The organism is Thioalkalivibrio sp. ALE11 (assembly GCF_000381205.1).
Lineage (GTDB): Bacteria > Pseudomonadota > Gammaproteobacteria > Ectothiorhodospirales > Ectothiorhodospiraceae > Thioalkalivibrio.
On the sequence record NZ_KB906169.1, the window covers coordinates 127,975 to 144,869 of the forward strand.

General features: G+C 62.9%; 16 protein-coding genes. 10 read left to right on the forward strand and 6 right to left on the reverse strand.

The window, feature by feature from the left end:
• Position 1: 1 nt before the first annotated feature.
• Together F620_RS0108445 and msrA are read left to right on the forward strand one after the other, a co-directional pair.
• Complete coding sequence (locus F620_RS0108445; RefSeq protein ID WP_019570216.1) at positions 2–1,198, forward strand: PQQ-dependent sugar dehydrogenase; 1,197 nt, start codon at positions 2–4, stop codon at positions 1,196–1,198.
• The gene (gene msrA, locus F620_RS0108450; RefSeq protein WP_019570217.1) at positions 1,198–1,839 is read left to right on the forward strand and encodes a peptide-methionine (S)-S-oxide reductase MsrA; all 642 of its coding nucleotides are present in this window, start codon (positions 1,198–1,200) and stop codon (positions 1,837–1,839) included. Before F620_RS0108445 ends, msrA begins: the two co-directional genes overlap by 1 nt.
• Here the strand turns inward: msrA and F620_RS0108455 are convergent.
• Both F620_RS0108455 and F620_RS0108460 read right to left on the reverse strand, forming a co-directional pair.
• Positions 1,821–2,681 (reverse strand): gamma-glutamyl-gamma-aminobutyrate hydrolase family protein, encoded by an 861-nt coding sequence (locus F620_RS0108455; protein WP_026331371.1) that lies wholly within the window; start codon positions 2,679–2,681, stop codon positions 1,821–1,823. The genes msrA and F620_RS0108455 overlap by 19 nt on opposite strands.
• Positions 2,668–3,690 (reverse strand): amidoligase family protein, encoded by a 1,023-nt coding sequence (locus F620_RS0108460; protein ID WP_026331372.1) that lies wholly within the window; start codon positions 3,688–3,690, stop codon positions 2,668–2,670. Before F620_RS0108460 ends, F620_RS0108455 begins: the two co-directional genes overlap by 14 nt.
• A 73-nt stretch (positions 3,691–3,763) precedes the next feature.
• Here F620_RS0108460 and folB point away from each other — a divergent pair, with 73 nt between their 5' ends.
• From folB to fetB, 6 genes are all read left to right on the forward strand, one after another.
• Entirely contained in the window at positions 3,764–4,123 is a 360-nt protein-coding gene (gene folB, locus F620_RS0108465; RefSeq protein ID WP_019570220.1) for a dihydroneopterin aldolase, read from the forward strand.
• A 410-nt stretch (positions 4,124–4,533) separates the two neighbouring features.
• Positions 4,534–5,226 carry a TorF family putative porin gene (locus F620_RS0108470; protein WP_019570221.1) on the forward strand — a complete coding sequence of 231 codons (693 nt, stop codon included), beginning with the start codon at positions 4,534–4,536 and terminating at the stop codon, positions 5,224–5,226.
• Positions 5,227–5,293: 67 nt separating this feature from the next.
• The gene (glnK, locus tag F620_RS0108475) at positions 5,294–5,632 is read left to right on the forward strand and encodes a P-II family nitrogen regulator (RefSeq protein WP_018935925.1); all 339 of its coding nucleotides are present in this window, start codon (positions 5,294–5,296) and stop codon (positions 5,630–5,632) included.
• 39 nt (positions 5,633–5,671) lie between these two features.
• Positions 5,672–6,925: an ammonium transporter gene (locus F620_RS0108480; RefSeq protein ID WP_019570222.1), complete on the forward strand. Its 1,254-nt coding sequence runs from the start codon at positions 5,672–5,674 to the stop codon at positions 6,923–6,925.
• Positions 6,926–7,251: 326 nt separating this feature from the next.
• On the forward strand, positions 7,252–7,872 hold the full coding sequence (locus tag F620_RS0108485) for an ATP-binding cassette domain-containing protein (protein ID WP_019570223.1): 621 nt from the start codon (positions 7,252–7,254) through the stop codon (positions 7,870–7,872).
• On the forward strand, positions 7,863–8,666 hold the full coding sequence (gene fetB, locus F620_RS0108490; RefSeq protein ID WP_019570224.1) for an iron export ABC transporter permease subunit FetB: 804 nt from the start codon (positions 7,863–7,865) through the stop codon (positions 8,664–8,666). The genes F620_RS0108485 and fetB overlap by 10 nt, the downstream gene beginning before the upstream one ends.
• A gap of 146 nt (positions 8,667–8,812) precedes the next feature.
• Here fetB and F620_RS14810 read toward each other — a convergent pair whose 3' ends face one another.
• The 4 genes from F620_RS14810 to F620_RS0108510 all read right to left on the reverse strand — a co-directional run bounded on the left by F620_RS14810 (position 8,813) and on the right by F620_RS0108510 (position 14,259).
• Positions 8,813–9,334 (reverse strand): zinc ribbon domain-containing protein, encoded by a 522-nt coding sequence (locus tag F620_RS14810; protein WP_369773817.1) that lies wholly within the window; start codon positions 9,332–9,334, stop codon positions 8,813–8,815.
• Positions 9,219–10,445, reverse strand: coding sequence for a formamidase (fmdA, locus tag F620_RS0108500; protein ID WP_019570225.1), 1,227 nt, complete (start codon positions 10,443–10,445; stop codon positions 9,219–9,221). The genes F620_RS14810 and fmdA overlap by 116 nt, the downstream gene beginning before the upstream one ends.
• A gap of 904 nt (positions 10,446–11,349) precedes the next feature.
• Entirely contained in the window at positions 11,350–12,357 is a 1,008-nt protein-coding gene (locus F620_RS0108505; protein ID WP_019570226.1) for a formamidase, read from the reverse strand.
• A 273-nt stretch (positions 12,358–12,630) separates the two neighbouring features.
• Positions 12,631–14,259, reverse strand: coding sequence for a sigma-54-dependent Fis family transcriptional regulator (locus F620_RS0108510; protein ID WP_019570227.1), 1,629 nt, complete (start codon positions 14,257–14,259; stop codon positions 12,631–12,633).
• 340 nt (positions 14,260–14,599) lie between these two features.
• On the opposite strand from F620_RS0108510, the gene urtA reads away from it, so the two are divergent.
• Complete coding sequence (gene urtA, locus F620_RS0108515; RefSeq protein WP_019570228.1) at positions 14,600–15,853, forward strand: urea ABC transporter substrate-binding protein; 1,254 nt, start codon at positions 14,600–14,602, stop codon at positions 15,851–15,853.
• Positions 15,854–15,948: 95 nt separating this feature from the next.
• Complete coding sequence (urtB, locus tag F620_RS0108520; RefSeq protein ID WP_038030795.1) at positions 15,949–16,869, forward strand: urea ABC transporter permease subunit UrtB; 921 nt, start codon at positions 15,949–15,951, stop codon at positions 16,867–16,869.
• The last annotated feature ends 26 nt before the right edge of the window (positions 16,870–16,895 follow it).

Genomic DNA, 16,895 nt, shown 5'->3' on the forward strand with positions numbered 1-16,895 from the left:
CATGACGAACTCGGCTAACTCGGCTCCTGCTCTGCGTCGCGGCCTGGCCGGATTGCTGGCCGGGAGTTTTCTCCTGGCCGGCTGCTCCGGCGCCTCCGCCCCTTCCCCCGATGCCCTGGAGGCCTCGGCCGACGGGCTGTCGGTGGAGGTTCCGCACGACGCTCTCGATCATCCCTGGGCCGTCGCCTTCCTGCCGGACGGCGGGGCCCTGATCAGCGAACGCTCGGGCACCCTGCGGCATTTCCCGGCCGGCGACGACGGGCCGGACTTCTCGGGTCGCGGGGAACTGGTGTCGGGTCTGCCCGATGACCTGCGCGCGCGCAATCAGGGCGGGTTGCTGGATCTGGCCCTGCATCCGGATTTCGCCGACAACCACTGGCTGTACTTCACCTATGCGGCCAGCGTGGACGGCGGGCTGACCACGCGACTGGCGCGCGGGCGCTTCGAGGACGGGGCCCTGAGCGACGTCGAGACCCTGTTCACCGCCGAGCCGGGCGTGCGCGGCGGGCGCCATTTCGGCAGCCGCATTGTGTTCGACGACACGGGGCGTGTGTTCGTCAGCGTGGGCGACCGCGGGGATCGTGACCAGGCCCAGGATCCGTCCAATCACATCGGCACGATCGTGCGCGTGCACGACGATGGTTCGGTTCCGGACGACAATCCGTTCGTCGGCGACGATGCCCGGCGCGACGAGATCTGGGCGTACGGGGTGCGCAACTCCCAGGGCATGGTGATGGACCCCGACACGGGCGTCCTGTGGGAGAACCAGCACGGACCGCGGGGCGGTGACGAGATCAACATCATCGAAGCGGGCAACAACTACGGCTGGCCGGTGATCAGCCAGGGCGAGGAATACAGCGGCGGTCCGGTCGGCGATGGCCTGACCGAGAAGGAAGGGATGGTCTCGCCGCTGCACCACTGGACGCCGGCGATCGCGCCTTCGGGGCTGGCGGTGATCCGGGATCCGGCGTTTGCCGAATGGGATGGCGACCTGCTGACCGGTGGTCTGGCCGGACGGACCCTGCTACGGCTCACCTTCGAGGACCGCGAGCTGGTCAACGAGGACGAAGTGCTGCCGGGCCTGGACCGGCGGGTACGTGACGTGCGCGTGCATGACGGCGCGATCTGGGTATTGACCGACCACAACCCGGGCGAGCTGCTGCGGCTGCGCCCGGCCGGCGACAACGGGAGCGAATGATGTTCGGTGACTGGATGCAGCCGCAGATGGTGGACCCGGAGCGCGCTCTGCCCGGCCGGGCAGAGGCGATGCCGGTGCCGGAACGCCATGCGGTGCTGGGGACCCCGCTGGCGCCGCCGTACCCCGATGGCATGGAGATCATCCACTTCGGCATGGGCTGCTTCTGGGGCGCCGAGCGACTGTTCTGGCAGCTCGACGGGGTGTATTCCACCAGCGTGGGTTATGGCGGCGGTTACACCCCCAACCCGACCTACCGCGAGGTCTGCAGCGGCCAGACCGGCCACGCTGAACTGGTGCGTGTGGTGTTCGATCCGGGCGCGGTGTTACTGGAGACCCTGTTCCGTACGTTCTGGGAGGGGCACGATCCGACCCAGGGGATGCGTCAGGGCAATGACGTCGGGACCCAGTACCGTTCCGGTATCTACACCGTGGGCCCGGTCCATTACGAGGCTGCGCTCGCCAGCCGCGAGCGCTTCAATGCCGCGCTGCAGCAGGCAGGGTTGGGTCCGGTCACCACCGAGATCCGCGAGCCGGAGGCGTATTACTTCGCCGAGGACTACCACCAGCAGTATCTGGCGAAGGTTCCGGATGGCTACTGCGGCCTGGGCGGGCTGCGCGTCGCCTATCCGTCGTCGGCCTGAGGCCGGGGGCGGCGTGCCGCTGTGACCAGCGCGCGGAACAGGCGCTGGTGGCGGGTCTTCTGCGGCAGGTATTCGGGGTGCCATTGCACGCCGATACAGAAGTCCTGTTCGGTCTCGATGGCCTGGACTACCCGCGAGGGCTCGCGTCCGGCCACGTTCAGGCCCTGGCCGAGCCGGTCGACGGCCTGGTCGTGCAGGGCATTCACGTGCAGCGGCGGGTCGCCCAGGATGGCGGCCAGGCGTGAATGCGGATCCAGCCGTACGCGCTTGACCGGCAGCAGGCTGCGGGCCTGCGGGGTTTCCACGTAGAACTCGGCCAGGTCGCGGTGCAGGGTGCCGCCGCGTACCACGTTGACCAGTTGCATCCCGCGACAGATGCCGAGGATCGGGCGGTGCTCGTCCAGCGCGCGATGGATCAGGGCCTTCTCCAGCCGGTCGCGGTCGGTGTCCAGCACGCCGCCGTGGGACTGGAACAACCGGCGCAGCAGCCACAGGGCCGGGTAGAAGAGATAGCCGATCAGGCGCTGCGACAGGCGGCGCTCCGCCTGCCGGATGGCGGCCGCATCCGGTCCCTCGGGGAGCGTCTCGCCGTAGAGCTCCGGATCCACATCCGCCCCGCCGCCCACCACCAGGCCATCGAAGCGCCGGTGACTGCGGGGTTTTCCCGGGCGCAGCCGCAGCGGGCGGCCGCCGGCGCGCCACACCGCGAGCGCTGTAAACAGCCAGGCGGGGCCGCCGCCCTGGTCGGGTCCGGTGATGGCGATCACCGGGCGGCGTGGACGCGGCGCCGCGGTATCGGCCACGGTATCGGTCGCCGTGCGACCGGGCTCAGAACCAGTCACGGAGGCGCTGGCTCCAGTCGTCGGCCCAGCGGCCCAGGGCCTGGCCGGGGCGTTCCAGATATTCCCGCGACAGGCGTTCCAGGCGTTCCGGGTCCGCCGCCAGGCGCTCGACCTCGATCCAGCCGTTGAACGGCCGCGCGAGGCTCCAGTCCGGGTCGTCGATCTCGCAGTTCGGCAGGCGGTAGTGGAAGGCCGGCCGCGGCTTGATCAGCTCGTGCTCCACGGGTGCCGCGTCGATCCTGTCGGAGTCCAGGTGGGCGAACAGCGGGAGCAGGTCCAGAGGGCGGTTGCGGGTCGGGTTGTGCGCCAGGTAGGCGTCGATCAGTCCGGCCCGGTCGGGGCGAAAGTCCGGGTCCAGCACGTAGCGTACAAACGGGCCGGGGAAAGACCGAATGTAGGGAGAAAGGCGCCGCGCCAGGTCGATGGCACCCGCCGCTGTGAGCACTTCCACCATCAGCAGGAAGCTGCGCAGGATCGCCAGCAGCCACTCGGCATCGGTGCGGTGGACCTCGATATTGATCTGCAGCCCGAAGGCATAGAGGAATGAGCGCTCGGTCCCCAGTGCGCCGGCCTGTTGCAGGGCGGCGCGCACTCGGTCCAGGCGGGGCAGGTCGGCGACGGCGATCGGCGGCGCCACGATCTCGTGCGGGACCAGGCGGCCTGCGGCGTCCGCGAGCCAGTGTTCCAGCGCGGCCTCGTCGGAGTCGTCCAGCTCGATGCCCAGGCGCGCGAGGTGTTCGCGGTAGCCGCGGTCCTTCAGTACCCGGGCGTCCAGCTCCAGCTGGAAGTCGCCGACGTCCGTGTCGCGCACTTGGAAGACGAAGGCGTTGTCCGACTCGATGTGCCCCCCGAACTCGTCTTTCACGGTTTTGGCCATCGTCTCCAGCGACACCCCGGCCATCTCGATCTCCACGCCGATGCGCCGGGACTCGCCCTCCGGATTGGCGGGCCAGGGGAGTTCGTGAAAGGGCTTGCTCATGCCTGTCTCGATGTGACCGGGAGGCACCATGATAGCGGCTCGGTGTACCTTGTGCGGCCCGGGCAGTAGGATAGGCGCCGACCCACAGGAGCCCGCCGAACCCATGGATCGAATCTATCTGCGCGACCTCGAGATTGACGCCGTTGTTGGCGTCTACGACTGGGAACAGCGCATCCAGCGCCGCCTGCGATTCGATATCGAACTGGCGGCCGATACCCGCATCGCCGCCTACTCCGGCGAAATCGGCGACACCGTCGACTACGAGGCGGTGGCCAACGCCGTGCGTGCCATCGTCACGCGCGAACCGCATGCCTTGCTGGAATCCCTGGCCGAAGAGATCGCCGAGGCCCTGATGGCCCAGTTCGGCACGCCCTGGGTGTGCATCAAACTCGGCAAGCCCGGCGCCGTGCCCGGCGTGCGCGAGGTCGGCATCGAGATCGAACGCGGAAGTCTCTCCTCGTAGAACCTCCTGGGCCTGGGGCTGCGCCGCTCCGCCCATACCCTGTTGGATCATCGCGAATCGCGGACGACGGGGCGATCTGCAGGGCAAGGCGATCTTCACCGTGCGTCCCGCATTACCGCACGTGCGCTTTCCGCGACCGTGTCTGCCTCCCGATTCGTCTTACCGATCTGCCGCTTGCCGATGGGTGAACCGTCTGGAATCCCAGACCTGGTTCACAGTCCTCGGTCTCCGCACGTTTTTGGTGCGTGTGCACTTTTAGTGCGCACCAAATAAAGGCAAAAGCCCGTGGTTGGGCCGCAACAGGTGTTGCGAAAAGCCGATTTTTGCTCCCTTTCGATACTTGGCACAGCCCATGCAAGGACCGGGTGTCGACTACGCGACACTCGATCAACCAGAGGGAGATCCATCCAATGAAGAAATTCAAGCGTTCCATCCTGGCTTCCGCCGTTCTGGCCATGAGCGGCACTGGCGCGATGCTTGCCACCTCGACCGCCGCCGCCGAGTTCTCCGGGAACATCACCATCGCCTCCGACTATGAGCTGCGCGGTTTTTCTCAGACTAACGGGGCCGCTATCCAGGGTGGCTTTGATTATGAACATGGCTCCGGGTTCTACGTTGGCACTTGGGCTTCCAATCTGGACCCTGACCTCTATGCGGGCGGAACTTACGAGCTTGATCTCTATGCCGGATTCGCTGACGAACTGGCCAACGGTTTGGGTTATGACGTTGGTTATGTCTACTACTTCTATCCCGATTCAGACCTCGATATTGGCTTTGCCGAGATCTACGGCGAACTCTCCTACGACATGTTCTATGGTGGTGTAAAAGTCATTGTTAACGAAGAGTCTGATGCTGCTCCGTTTGAGAGCGGTAGCGCTTACTACTACGCCGGGCTGGATGTCCCGTTTGCCGATGTGTACAGCGCTGGATTCATGGTTGGCCATCAGACTTTTGATGATAGTGCTGTGGACAGCTACACCCACTATCACGCTGGTCTGAGTCGTCACACAGATAGCATGGGCACTTTCAGCATGAATCTGGCGTATGCCGATGAAGACGGCGAGGACGTTCGCGCCTACGTCGCCTGGTCGCTCGGTTTCTGAGCCGGTCGTTGATCCAAAACCCCAATGGCGGGCTTGCGGTGAGCGGGTCCGCCCCAAGGAGTGAACCATGAAGATGATTACTGCCGTGATCAAGCCGTTCAAGCTTGATGATGTGCGCGAGGCGATGTCCGAGATCGGGGTGCAGGGCATCACCATGACCGAAGTCAAGGGTTTCGGTCGCCAGCGCGGCCACACCGAACTGTACCGCGGTGCCGAATACGTCGTGGACTTTCTGCCCAAAGTTAAGCTGGAAGTCGCGGTGGACGACAGCCTGGTGGACAAGGTGATCGAGGCCGTATCCAAGGCCGCGAGCACCGGCAAGATCGGTGACGGAAAGATTTTCGTATCGCCGGTCGAGCAGGTCCTGCGAATCCGCACGGGTGAAACCGGAACCGAGGCGCTCTGAGCGCCCTTCCTCGGTCCTACTGAATGAGGTAATCCGACAATGGATATCGAACAGCAAGTCGTCGAGGTGGCTTACGCCCTTGACACCTTTTACTTCCTGATGGCCGGCGCACTGGTCATGTGGATGGCCGCGGGCTTTACCATGCTCGAGGCCGGGATGGTGCGCACCAAGAGTGTGGCCGAAATTGCAACCAAGAATATCGCCCTGTATTCGATCGCCAGCATCATGTACATGCTGATCGGCTACAACATCATGTACAGCGACGGGCTCACCTCGTTGATCCCGGGCCTGGGCTTCTTTATTACCGGTGACAACGCCGTGTCCGAGGTGCTGGGCAGCGGTGGCGACATCTACTACTCCGACCGCGCGGACTTCTTCTTCCAGGTGGTGTTCGTGGCCACCGCGATGTCGATTGTTTCCGGGGCGGTCGCCGAACGCATGAAGCTGTGGGCCTTCCTCGCCTTCGCCGTGGTCCTCACCGGCGTGATCTACCCGATCCAGGGCTTCTGGAGCTGGGGCGGCGGCATGCTGGACCAGATCGGCTATCTCGACTACGCCGGTTCGGGCATCGTCCACTTCACCGGTGCCGTGGCCGCGCTGGCGGGCGTCCTGCTGCTGGGGGCGCGCAAGGGCAAGTACGGCAAGGACGGCCAGATCAACGCGATCCCGGGCTCCAGCATGCCGCTGGCGACGCTGGGCGTGCTGATCCTCTGGCTGGGCTGGTTCGGCTTCAACGGCGGTTCCGAGCTCAAGGTGTCCGACGTTGAATCCGCGAATGCCGTGGCGGCCGTGTTCACCAACACCAACCTGGCCGCGGCCGGGGGCGTGATTGCCGCGCTGATCACCACCCGTCTGATGTTCGGCAAGGCCGATCTAACCATGGCGCTGAACGGCGCGGTCGCGGGCCTGGTGTCCATCACCGCCGAGCCGCTGATGCCCAGCCCGTTCCTGGCGATGATCATCGGTGCCATCGGTGGCGTGATCGTGGTGTTCTCGATCGTCGCGCTGGACAAGCTGAAGATCGACGACCCGGTGGGGGCGATCTCGGCCCACGGCACGGCCGGCATCTGGGGCGTGCTCGCGGTCCTGCTGTCCAACCCGGATGCGACCTTCGTGGCGCAGATCGCGGGTCTGCTTGCCATCTTCGTCTTCGTCTTCGTGGCCAGCCTGATTGTCTGGGCCATCCTCAAGGCGGTGATGGGTATCCGCCTGAACGAAGAGGACGAGGATGTGGGCGCCGACATCGCCGAGTGCGGTCTCGAGGCCTACCCGGAGTTCACCGGGAAGCAATAAACCCTCGTTAACCTAAACTGGGGTCGGGCCACAGGCCCGGCCCCGACATCGTCTCCTCCGACGCCGACAAGACAGTCTCCCAGGACTTGGATGTTGGCCTTTGGGCGCCCCTCACCGGGCGCCCTTTTTTTGGTTCCAGAACTGTGGGAGCGGGCCCGCCCGCGAAGCCCCTGCCCGCGCCGAATAGTGCGATCGACATCTACAGAGGCAATCCGTCACGGCGGAGCGTTCTTCTCGCAGCAAGCAGCGCCTGCCCGTCCGGCCATTCATCCCGCTGCCCCGGCTTCAGTTACGATCGCCATTTCGCCGCACCGGAACCCTTTCGCATGGATCGCCTGCTGGACGTTCGCCAACTCAAAACCGCACACCTCGGCCCGCTGGACCTGGCGTTGCAGCCTGGTGAACTGGTCCAGGTGACGGGCGCGTCGGGTTCCGGCAAGTCGCTGTTGTTACGGGCCCTGGCCGACCTCGACCCCAACACGGGGGCGGTGACGCTGAACGGTGAGCCGCGTGACGCGATGCTGCCTGTCGACTGGCGCCGCCGCGTCGCGTACGTGCCGGCCGAAACCGCGTGGTGGAGCGAGCGCGTGGACGAACACCTGCCGACCGACTTCTCGCGCGACACGGCCTTGCACCTTTTGGACGAGGTGGCGTTGCCGGAGGCCTCGCTGGAATGGGAGATCGAGCGCCTCTCCAGCGGCGAGAAGCAGCGCCTGGGGCTGGTGCGCGCGCTGCTGAACCAGCCGCGCGTCCTGTTGCTGGACGAGCCCACCGCCAATCTGGATCTGGAAAACACCAAACGCATCGAACGCGCGGTACGTGGGTATCTCGCCGAGGAAGACGCGGCAGCGCTTTGGGTCAGTCACGACACCCTGCAGCGTCAGCGCCTGGGCGGCCGCATCCTGACCATCGCCAACGGCAAGCTGGAGGTGACCACGTGGAACTGATCTCGCTTTCCGCGCTGGATTTGTCGCTGGCGGCCTTGCTGGTCGTCGCGCTGGCAGTGCTGACCGTCTGGGCACGCATGGGTCTGGGGCGCAGCCTGCTGATCGCCGGGGCGCGTACCGTGATCCAGCTGCTCCTGGTCGGGCTGATCCTGCAGACGCTGTTCGACCATGCGCAGCTCGGTTGGGTGGCCTTGATGGCGGTGATCATGCTCGCCGTGGCCGGCTACGAGGTGATGGCACGCCAGCAGCGCCGCTTCGCCGGGCTGTGGGGCTATGGCATCGGTGCCGTGACCATGTTCATCTCGGCGTTCGCCGTCACGGTGCTGGCGCTGACCACCATGGTCGGCCCGACCCCCTGGTGGGAGCCGCAGTACGCGATCCCGCTACTGGGCATGCTGCTCGGCAACACCATGACCGGTATTGCTCTGGGGCTGGACCGCCTGACGCAGACTGTCTGGCGTGAGCGGCGCACGATCGAGGGCCGACTGGCGATGGGCGCCTCCTGGAGCGAGGCGGTCACCACCATGCGCCGCGAGGCCGCGCGCTCCGGCCTGATGCCGACCATTAACGCGATGGCGGCCGCCGGCATCGTCAGCCTGCCGGGCATGATGACCGGTCAGATCCTGGCCGGCGCGCCGCCGGTGGAGGCCGTGAAGTACCAGATCCTGATCATGTTCCTGATCGCCGCCGGTACCGGCTTCGGCACCCTGGGCGCGGTCTGGTTCGCCTCCCGCCGCCTGTTCGACGCCCGCGAACGCCTGCGTCTAGACCGTCTCAAACTCGGCCGATTTTAAGGTTTGCCGTGCCTGGTGTATCCCGCTGGGCAAGGCTGGAATAGGCCGCTCGGCTCCGGCTTATCAGGCAACGAGACAGAAGCTGCCGCCCCCGGCATGACGGTAGGCGGCAGTAGGGAGAAGAGTATCTGATTCCGGACTGATGGCTAATGCCCGAGCATCCAGGGGCGGGCGGTCTTCTTGGTCTGCTTTTGCAGAGGCGGGTGGGTAGTAGTTTCGCCTGCCTTTTTTTCCGCGCTGGTTTTCTGGGTGCCACAGGTGTGGGTTCCGCTACAGCCACATGAGCTCCGTCGGACTTTCTTTGGTGCGTGCTGGCTGCGCTCGTTGCGTTCCCAGCGCTGACGGTTCGATGGGTCCATTAGTGACAGCCGTGGGGCGGTGATGACGCGGGGCGCGTCGGTCCCGCAGGTCGGGCAGACACACGGCGCGGATGACTCGGCGATGCGTCCGAAATCGGAAAAGTCGCCGCAGTTTGGACACTGGTAGTCGTATAGGGGCATTGGAGTCTCCGTGAGGAATACCCGGCCCGTAAGACGGGCCGGGTATTGACAGTCAGGTGGCGATGCAGGTGTCGACGTCGTCGCCGATCTCGACGGTCGGTCCGGAGTCAGAAATATGGATATCGAACTCGAAGATCTCGGACGGCAACCAGAGAGTGGCGCATACATTGGGAATGTCCACGATGCCGCTAATGTGGCCCTCGACAGGAGCGGTACCCAGGATCGAGTAGGCCTGTGCGCCGGAGTAGCCAAAATTCTTCAGGTATTCGATCGCGTTGAGACAGGCCTGTCGATAAGCAATGTGGGCGTCCAGGTAGTGCTGTTTGCCCTGTTCGTCCACTGAAATTCCTTCAAAAATCAGGTAGTCGCGGAAATGGGGGTCCACCTGGCTCGGCTGGAACACCGGGCTGCTGATGTTGTATTTCTCCATGCCGCCCTTGACCAAACCCACCTTCAAGTCGATAACGCCGGCCATCTCGATCGCGCCGCAGAAAGTGATCTCCCCGTCACCCTGCGAGAAATGCAGGTCACCCACCGACAATCCTGCTCCTTTAACGTAGACCGGGAAATACACGCGGGATCCGCGCGACAGATTCTTGATGTCGCAGTTACCCCCGTGCTCACGGGGTGGGACGGTGCGCGCGCCTTCGCGAGCCGCGCGTTTGGCTGCGTCGCCTTGAAGGCCCCCCATCAGAGCAGTGTCTTCATACGGCAAAGTGGCCAGCGGGGGAACTCGATCAGGGTCGGTGTCCACGAGGGCTTGCTCCCGCGTGTTCCACTTCTCCAGTAGTTCCCGGGAGGGCAGTGTGCCGATCAACCCGGGATGGATCGTACCGGGGAAGCGAACCTTCGGGATATGGCGGGAGCTGGTGTAGATCCCATGAAAATCCCAGATTGCCTTGCGGGCATCCGGATAGTGCTCGGTGAGGAATCCGCCTCCATTTTCCCGCGCGAACAAGCCGTTGAACCCCCAAAGCTGATCCGGGCGCGGCCCCACGTCCAGGATGTCGACGACGAGCAGATCGCCGGGTTCTGCACCTTCGACCGACACAGGACCGGTCAGGTAGTGCACCTTCGTCAGGTCTACATCGCGAATATCGTTGGCGGAGTCGTTATTGCCAATCTGCCCGCCCGTCCAATCACAGCACTCCAGGCGAAATTCATCGCCCGGCTTGACGTGCACTGCCATCGGGATATCCGGATGCCAGCGGTTGTGCGGTTTGATGTCTTGTTCTTCCGGGGCCTTGTCGATGTCGTAGGAAATCAGGGTTTCCGCCATGAGTCTCTCCAATGTCAGGGTTCCAACGCGCTCCGGATCCGCCTTACGCCCGGAGCGAGATGCTGGGGGGTGCCAGCTACGCAGCCGGCCGGTGGCTCGCTTGCGCAGGAGATTTCTAGCGAAAACCGTGCCAACCCTGGCGGGTGACAGGACCGGGGACCCGCAATCGAGGACAGCGACCGGCGTTGAACGGGGCTCTCGGTTCGGTGACCTTCAGCAAGCCTTTGTCGAACCTGCTGCGCCGGTTATCGCCGGCGACATTGTCAGGACAAGATTGCGTTCGACGGAGCGAGTCCGCGAATCCGCCGGGAACCCGGAGAGACAGTAGCGTCAACGGAACAAGACGCCCTGGAGAAAAGTGTCTATGCCTGTACCATTATCCGAGCTCGCGGCTCGAGCAAACGCTCTGCACGAAAACTCCTGTTTCTGAGTTCTACTCAGCGACAATCGGTTCATCGCTATGTCCGAGCGCTGATCAGTTTTTCGTGGAAAAACGCGGCGTGAAATGTTTGATTACTCTCGGGCCTGTGGAGCCGAAACGCATTTGCGTTTAAAGAGGTCGCCGCCTGTCGGATTTGATTCGTTTCATGGGGGGCTGCCTAATCGCCCGGAAGCGCCGTGTTCCGACCCTTCTCGTCAGGGCCGAAAACGGCTGCGGTCGGAAACAGAGATATCAAAAATACCCGACAGTGGAGGCGCTGGTGCGCCCACAGAGCCGTTGCCGTGGAGAGGCCTATCGAAGGCACTCTCCACAGCAAAGCTTCAGCAATGGATGAGGAAACTCTTTACTCAGCGTTTATGATTTATCCAGCCAACCCGGCCGCCTCAGCGCGCGAGCCCGGAAGGCTTGAATAACCGGAGAATTATCTATTCAAGGTGAAGCCTCTTGTTCATGCTTTCGGGGCTACTTCGGCATCGGGCCGAGCTTGACGCCCTCCGGGTAGTATTTCCAGCCGTCTCGGACCTTCACTTTTTCATCCCACGGCAACTTGTAGGTCCCGTTCGCGAGATCGTTTACCCAAGTCAGATAGTTCTGGGAACCGCCGCCGGGCTCGGCAACGTAACCCCGGCAGCCCAAGTTGAAGATGTTGTTTTCTAGAGCCCAATGCTCGCGGGCCTTGTCGACGAGTCGCGGGAACAGCTCTGCCGTGACGATCTCCCAGGGATTCCGGTGGCCCTGCTGGATCACGTTGCCGTCGTAGTTGCATACCGTTCCCTCGCCGAAATAGTAGAAAACGCCGTCGTAGCCCGCGAGGTTGACCGAAATGCTGTACATCAGGTTTTGCCATGCATTTGTGCGGTTCGTCCAAATCCACTGATCGTTCACCTGGGTGGAATACCCCGAAATCCGGATGTAAACGTTTGCCCCCTTGTACGCCGCCTCCCGGGCGAGTTCCGGGAACATGCCGTCGTGGCAGATGCAAACGGCCAGTTTTGATCCCTTTGGGCCGTCGCAGACTGGCATGCCGAAGTTGCCCGGAGACCACGGTTCGATAGGAACCCATGGCTGCAGTTTACGGTAGTGGAGAGCGATCTCTCCGTTGTTGTCGATGATGATTGCGGTATTGTAGGGCGGTTTTTGAGGATCCTCGTTTTTTTCCATCAAGGAAAAAACGCCCCAAACGTCGTTTGACTTGCAAGCTTCCTTGAATCGGCCAATCTCCGGGCTGTCGATGGTGAGCAGCATTTCATCGTAGGTCCAGATCGCGGTGTTAAGACCTTGGGTTGAATATTCCGGAAAAACGATCAGGTCCAGGTCCGGGTACCCGGCTTTCGTAGACTTCACTGCATTGCAGATCTGGTCCACCTGCGTCTGAATATCTTCTGGTCCCTTGATGACTGGCACCGGGTACTGAATCATGGCTGTGAGTAATGCTTCGTCCCATGCGCTGACGCTGCCTGTGCTTGCCATTGTTTACGACTCCTCAATTTCGGGCTTGAAGGTTTTTCGACGGTCCCGATTCGTTCACGGGTTGGATTCATTTCGAGCCGTTTCATTCCAGGAGTTCCTAGCGGACATGAAACGGTATAACGTTGCATGCTAGAAGCGTGCCAATTCGGCGGGGGCCTCGTTCGAAGGCTCGTTTAGGCGGTTCGGTTCGGTTTGGCGGAACTTCGAGGGAGGGTCAAAGTGTGCCAATGGCGAGCAATGGCGAGCTTTGTCATTTCGGGTGTCGTCGGGTGGTTAACGTCGCCTCACTTCAAGCCCAAGTTTTTCGATGCGATAACGCAACTGGCGAAGGGAGAGATTGAGGCGTCTGGCTGCACAAGATTGGTTCCCTCTGCACTGATTTAGGGCGTCGAGGATCTGTTTTGCATCTTCCTGGCGCACCCATTGGTAACGACCGACCTCGTTTTTCGTGGTGGATCCGTAGTCGAACGCCGGTGGGCTGGAAGACTGGGGTGTCGGCGCCTCGGGGAGGCGCACGCTGCCCTGCTCGGTGAGAATCTGCTGGATTTGCGTTCTTTGGATGTGGTCGCTCTCCGCCATCAAGATGGCGCGTTCGACGACGTTCTGCATCTGGCGAATGTTTCCGGGCCAGCCATAACGTTCCAGCGCCGCGAGAGCCTCGGGGTGCAAGGCGACATTGCGCTGGTAGCGGTGGTTGAGCTCATTTAGGAAATGCAGTGCCAGAGGTCGTATGTCGCCTCGGCGAGCGCGCAGAGGGGGCAAGTACACTGGCACTACATTGATACGGTAAAACAGATCGAGCCGGAAACCTCCGGTATTGACGTGCTCCTGCATATCTTCGTGGGTTGCGGTGATGAGCCGGAAATTGACAGGGACGGGGCTGGCGGCGCCAATTGGATCGACCTGGTGCTCCTGCAGCACCCGCAACAGCTTGGACTGCAGCTGCAGTGGCATGTCGCCGATCTCATCCAGAAACAAGGTGCCGCCGTCGGCCTGCAGGATTTTGCCCTTTTTATTCCCCGAAGCCCCTGTGAAGCTGCCTTTCTCGTGGCCGAATAGCTCGGATTCGAGCAAGTCGGGAGGTATCGCCGCGCAGTTGATGCAGATGAACGGTCGGTCGGTTCGCTCGCTCTGCTGGTGGATCATGCGCGCGAACTTTTCTTTGCCGGTCCCCGACTCCCCCAGAAGCATGACGGCCGCATCGCTGGGTGCGACCTGTATGCATTGCTTGACCGCGTCCAGGAGGGCCTCGCTGGAGCCGACAATCCCGTGGGCCAGGCTCTTTTGAAGCATCCCCTCCATCGTCACCGAGTTGCGAAGACTCTGGTTCTCTCTGATCAGATGTTCGGTCTCCTTGCGGATGAATTCGCCAATCCGCATGACCTGACCGATCGCCGATGCGGCGACCTTCAGGGTCGCAATATCCGCTTCGAACGGGGTTTCCTGGCCACCTGCTTTCTGTACAGAAAGTACCCCTACGGGGGTCCCTGATTCCAGGATCGGCACTGCGATGAATGCGATCCGGGTTGTGTCGTTATGTGGGCGTTCAGTGATCCGCTGCAGATACAAGGGCTCGCGGTCGATGTCCGGGACCAGCCCCGTGGACCCAGTACGCATCACGAAGCCGGTAACGCCCTCGTCATAACCAACCGAGAACGCCCCTTCGCGTAGACGAGCGTGGGTCAGGCCGTAGGAATAGCGGACCTCCAGAACCTCATTTTTTTGGTTGGGCGCCAGGACTCTCCCGCAGTTGAGCCCGAGAATCTGCGAAAGCAACCGCAGAATCCCTCGCACGGTGTGCGGTGGGTCCAGCGGGCGATCCAACAACTTGGCGATCTCCTGCTGTATAGAGAGCTGCAGACGCAGTGTCTCCCCTGCGACTACCCGTTGCGTCTTGTTCATGGGCCTGTTGTACACATGTCCGGTGAAGGGGGCGAGGTGGCCGCATGCAGGATTCGCGCCGCTTCTGGCGGGTTTCGTCGCCACGGGTTCGGCACTGCGTTTGCACCGGCATGTGTCATGGGTGTGAGCCATTTCGGGGCGGATCGGGGGTTGCGTGCACCGATAAAGAGCAAGCCTCCCGTTGTACTGAGCATGGTGTGGGGGGCTGGGAAATCCCACTGATACATGCCCTTGGTGAACATTGTCAGTGGTTGGCACAGGCATTGCAGACGTTCCGTTGCGGTTTCGAAGGCCGCGTTCAACGTGTGCTCCAGATCCAACCAAACCAAGGTAGATGACAATGACGGATATCAAGAAAACCTTCAGCCGCCGCAAGCTGCTGAAGTCGATGGTCGCCCTGCCGATCATGGCTTCGGGCATCGCGGGCTCGAAGTCCCTGTTTGCCAAGCCGGCCACCTCCGAGATCAACACCACCGGCTTGGCCGTGACCGATGACACGGTCAAGGTCGGCATCCTGCACTCGCTGACCGGCACCATGGCGATCTCCGAGACCGGGTCGGTCGAGGCCGAGACCCTGGCCATCGAGCAGATCAACGAGATGGGCGGCATCCTCGGCCGCAAGCTCGAGATCATCACCGAAGACGGCGCCAGTGACTGGCCGACCTTCGCCCAGCGTGCGCGCAAGCTGCTGCGCGAGGACAAGGTCGCCTCGATCATGGGTTGCTGGACTTCCGCATCGCGCAAGGCGGTGCTGCCGGTTCTCGAGCGCGAGAACGGCCTGCTGTACTACCCGACCTTCTATGAAGGTCTCGAGCAGTCCCCGAACGTGATCTACACCGGCCAGGAGGCCACCCAGCAGGTCCTGGCCAGCCTGAACTGGCTGTACAACGAGAAGGGTGTTCGCTCCTTCTATCTGGTGGGCTCCGACTACATCTGGCCGCGCACCACCATGAAGATCGCGCGAATCCATATCGAACAGCACCTCGACGGGGCCTCGGTGGTGGGCGAGGACTATGCGCCGCTGGGCCATACCTCGTTCGGCTCCATGATCAACCGCATTCGCCTGCGGCGTCCGGATGCTATCTACGGCGCGGTGGTCGGCGGTTCCAACGTCGCGTTCTTCCGCCAGCTCGTTTCCGCCGGCCTGGACGGCAGCAACCAGACCCTGCTGAACCTGGCGACGACCGAGGACGAGGTGCTGGGCATCGGCGGCGAGAATGTCGAGGGCTTCTACTCCAGCATGAAGTACTTCCAGAGCCTGGATAACGAGAACAACCAGGAGTTCGTGCGCGCATTCAAGGATCGCTGGGGCGAGGACAGCGTGATCGGCGACGTCACCCAGGCTGCCTATCTCGGCCCGTGGCTGTGGAAGGAAGCGGTCGAACGGGCTGGAAGTTTCGATGTGGACAAGGTAACTGCCCACTCGCCGGGGATCGAGCTCAACCAAGCACCGGAAGGCTACGTGAAGGTCCACGACAACCACCACCTGTGGAGCAAGACTCGAATTGGCCAGTGGCGCCGCGACGGTCAGGCCGATGTGGTGTGGGAATCCGATCTGATCGAGCCGGATCCGTTCCCCGAAGGCTATCAGTAAGCCGTACCGCGGGGGTGTCGGCCGCTGGCCGGTCCGGCGCCCCCTCCTGAATCCCGTAACGAGCCACCCGGCTCCCGCTTCAGGGAATACCGTTCATGGATTACTCAATGCAGGATCTGATGGCGATCACCGCCATGCAGGGCTTCGCGGGGCTGAGCTTCTTCTCGGTCCTGCTTCTGATGGCCCTGGGGCTGGCGATCATCTTCGGCCAGATGCGGGTCATCAACATGGCCCATGGCGAATTCATGGTGCTCGGGGCCTACACCACCTACATGGTGTCTACCCTGGCCTCCGGCCTGGGCCCCTGGGCGACCGAATACTACATTCTGCTGGCGATCCCGCTGGCGTTTCTCTCGGCCTTCCTGTTCGGAATGCTGATCGAGGTGCTGATGATCCGGCATCTCTACCACCGGCCTCTGGATACGCTGCTGGCGACGTGGGGGCTGGCGCTGGTCATGCAGCAGGGTTTCCGCTCGATCTTCGGCGCGCGCGAGGTGAGTCCTTCCACCCCTTCATGGCTGGAGGGCTCCTGGCGCCCGACGCCGATGATCGACATCCCGATCAACGGCATGGCGATCATGGTGCTGACCTTGATCGTCACTCTCGGCGTGGTCTGGCTGATGTATCGCTCGCGCTGGGGCCTGCGAGTGCGCTCGACCATGGCCAGCCGCGAGATGAGTGCGGCGGTGGGCATCAACACCCGCTGGGTCGATCGCCTGACGTTTGCGCTCGGCTGCGGCGTGGCAGGGATCGCCGGCGCGGCGTTCACGATGATCTCCTCCACCGGGCCCACGAGCGGCACGCTCTACATCGTCGACACCTTCCTGGTGGTCGTGTTCGGCGGGGCCGGCAGCATCTCCGGAACCGTGGTTTCCGCCTTCATTATTGCCCAGGGTCAGTCGATTCTCGAGTTCTTCATGGGCAGTTCCATGGCCAAGGTGACCACGCTGCTCGTCATCATCGCGATCCTGATGATGCGACCCGAAGGTTTGTTCAAGAGCAAGGTCCGCCGTTAGGCGGGCCTCTTCCGGGAGTCTCAGAG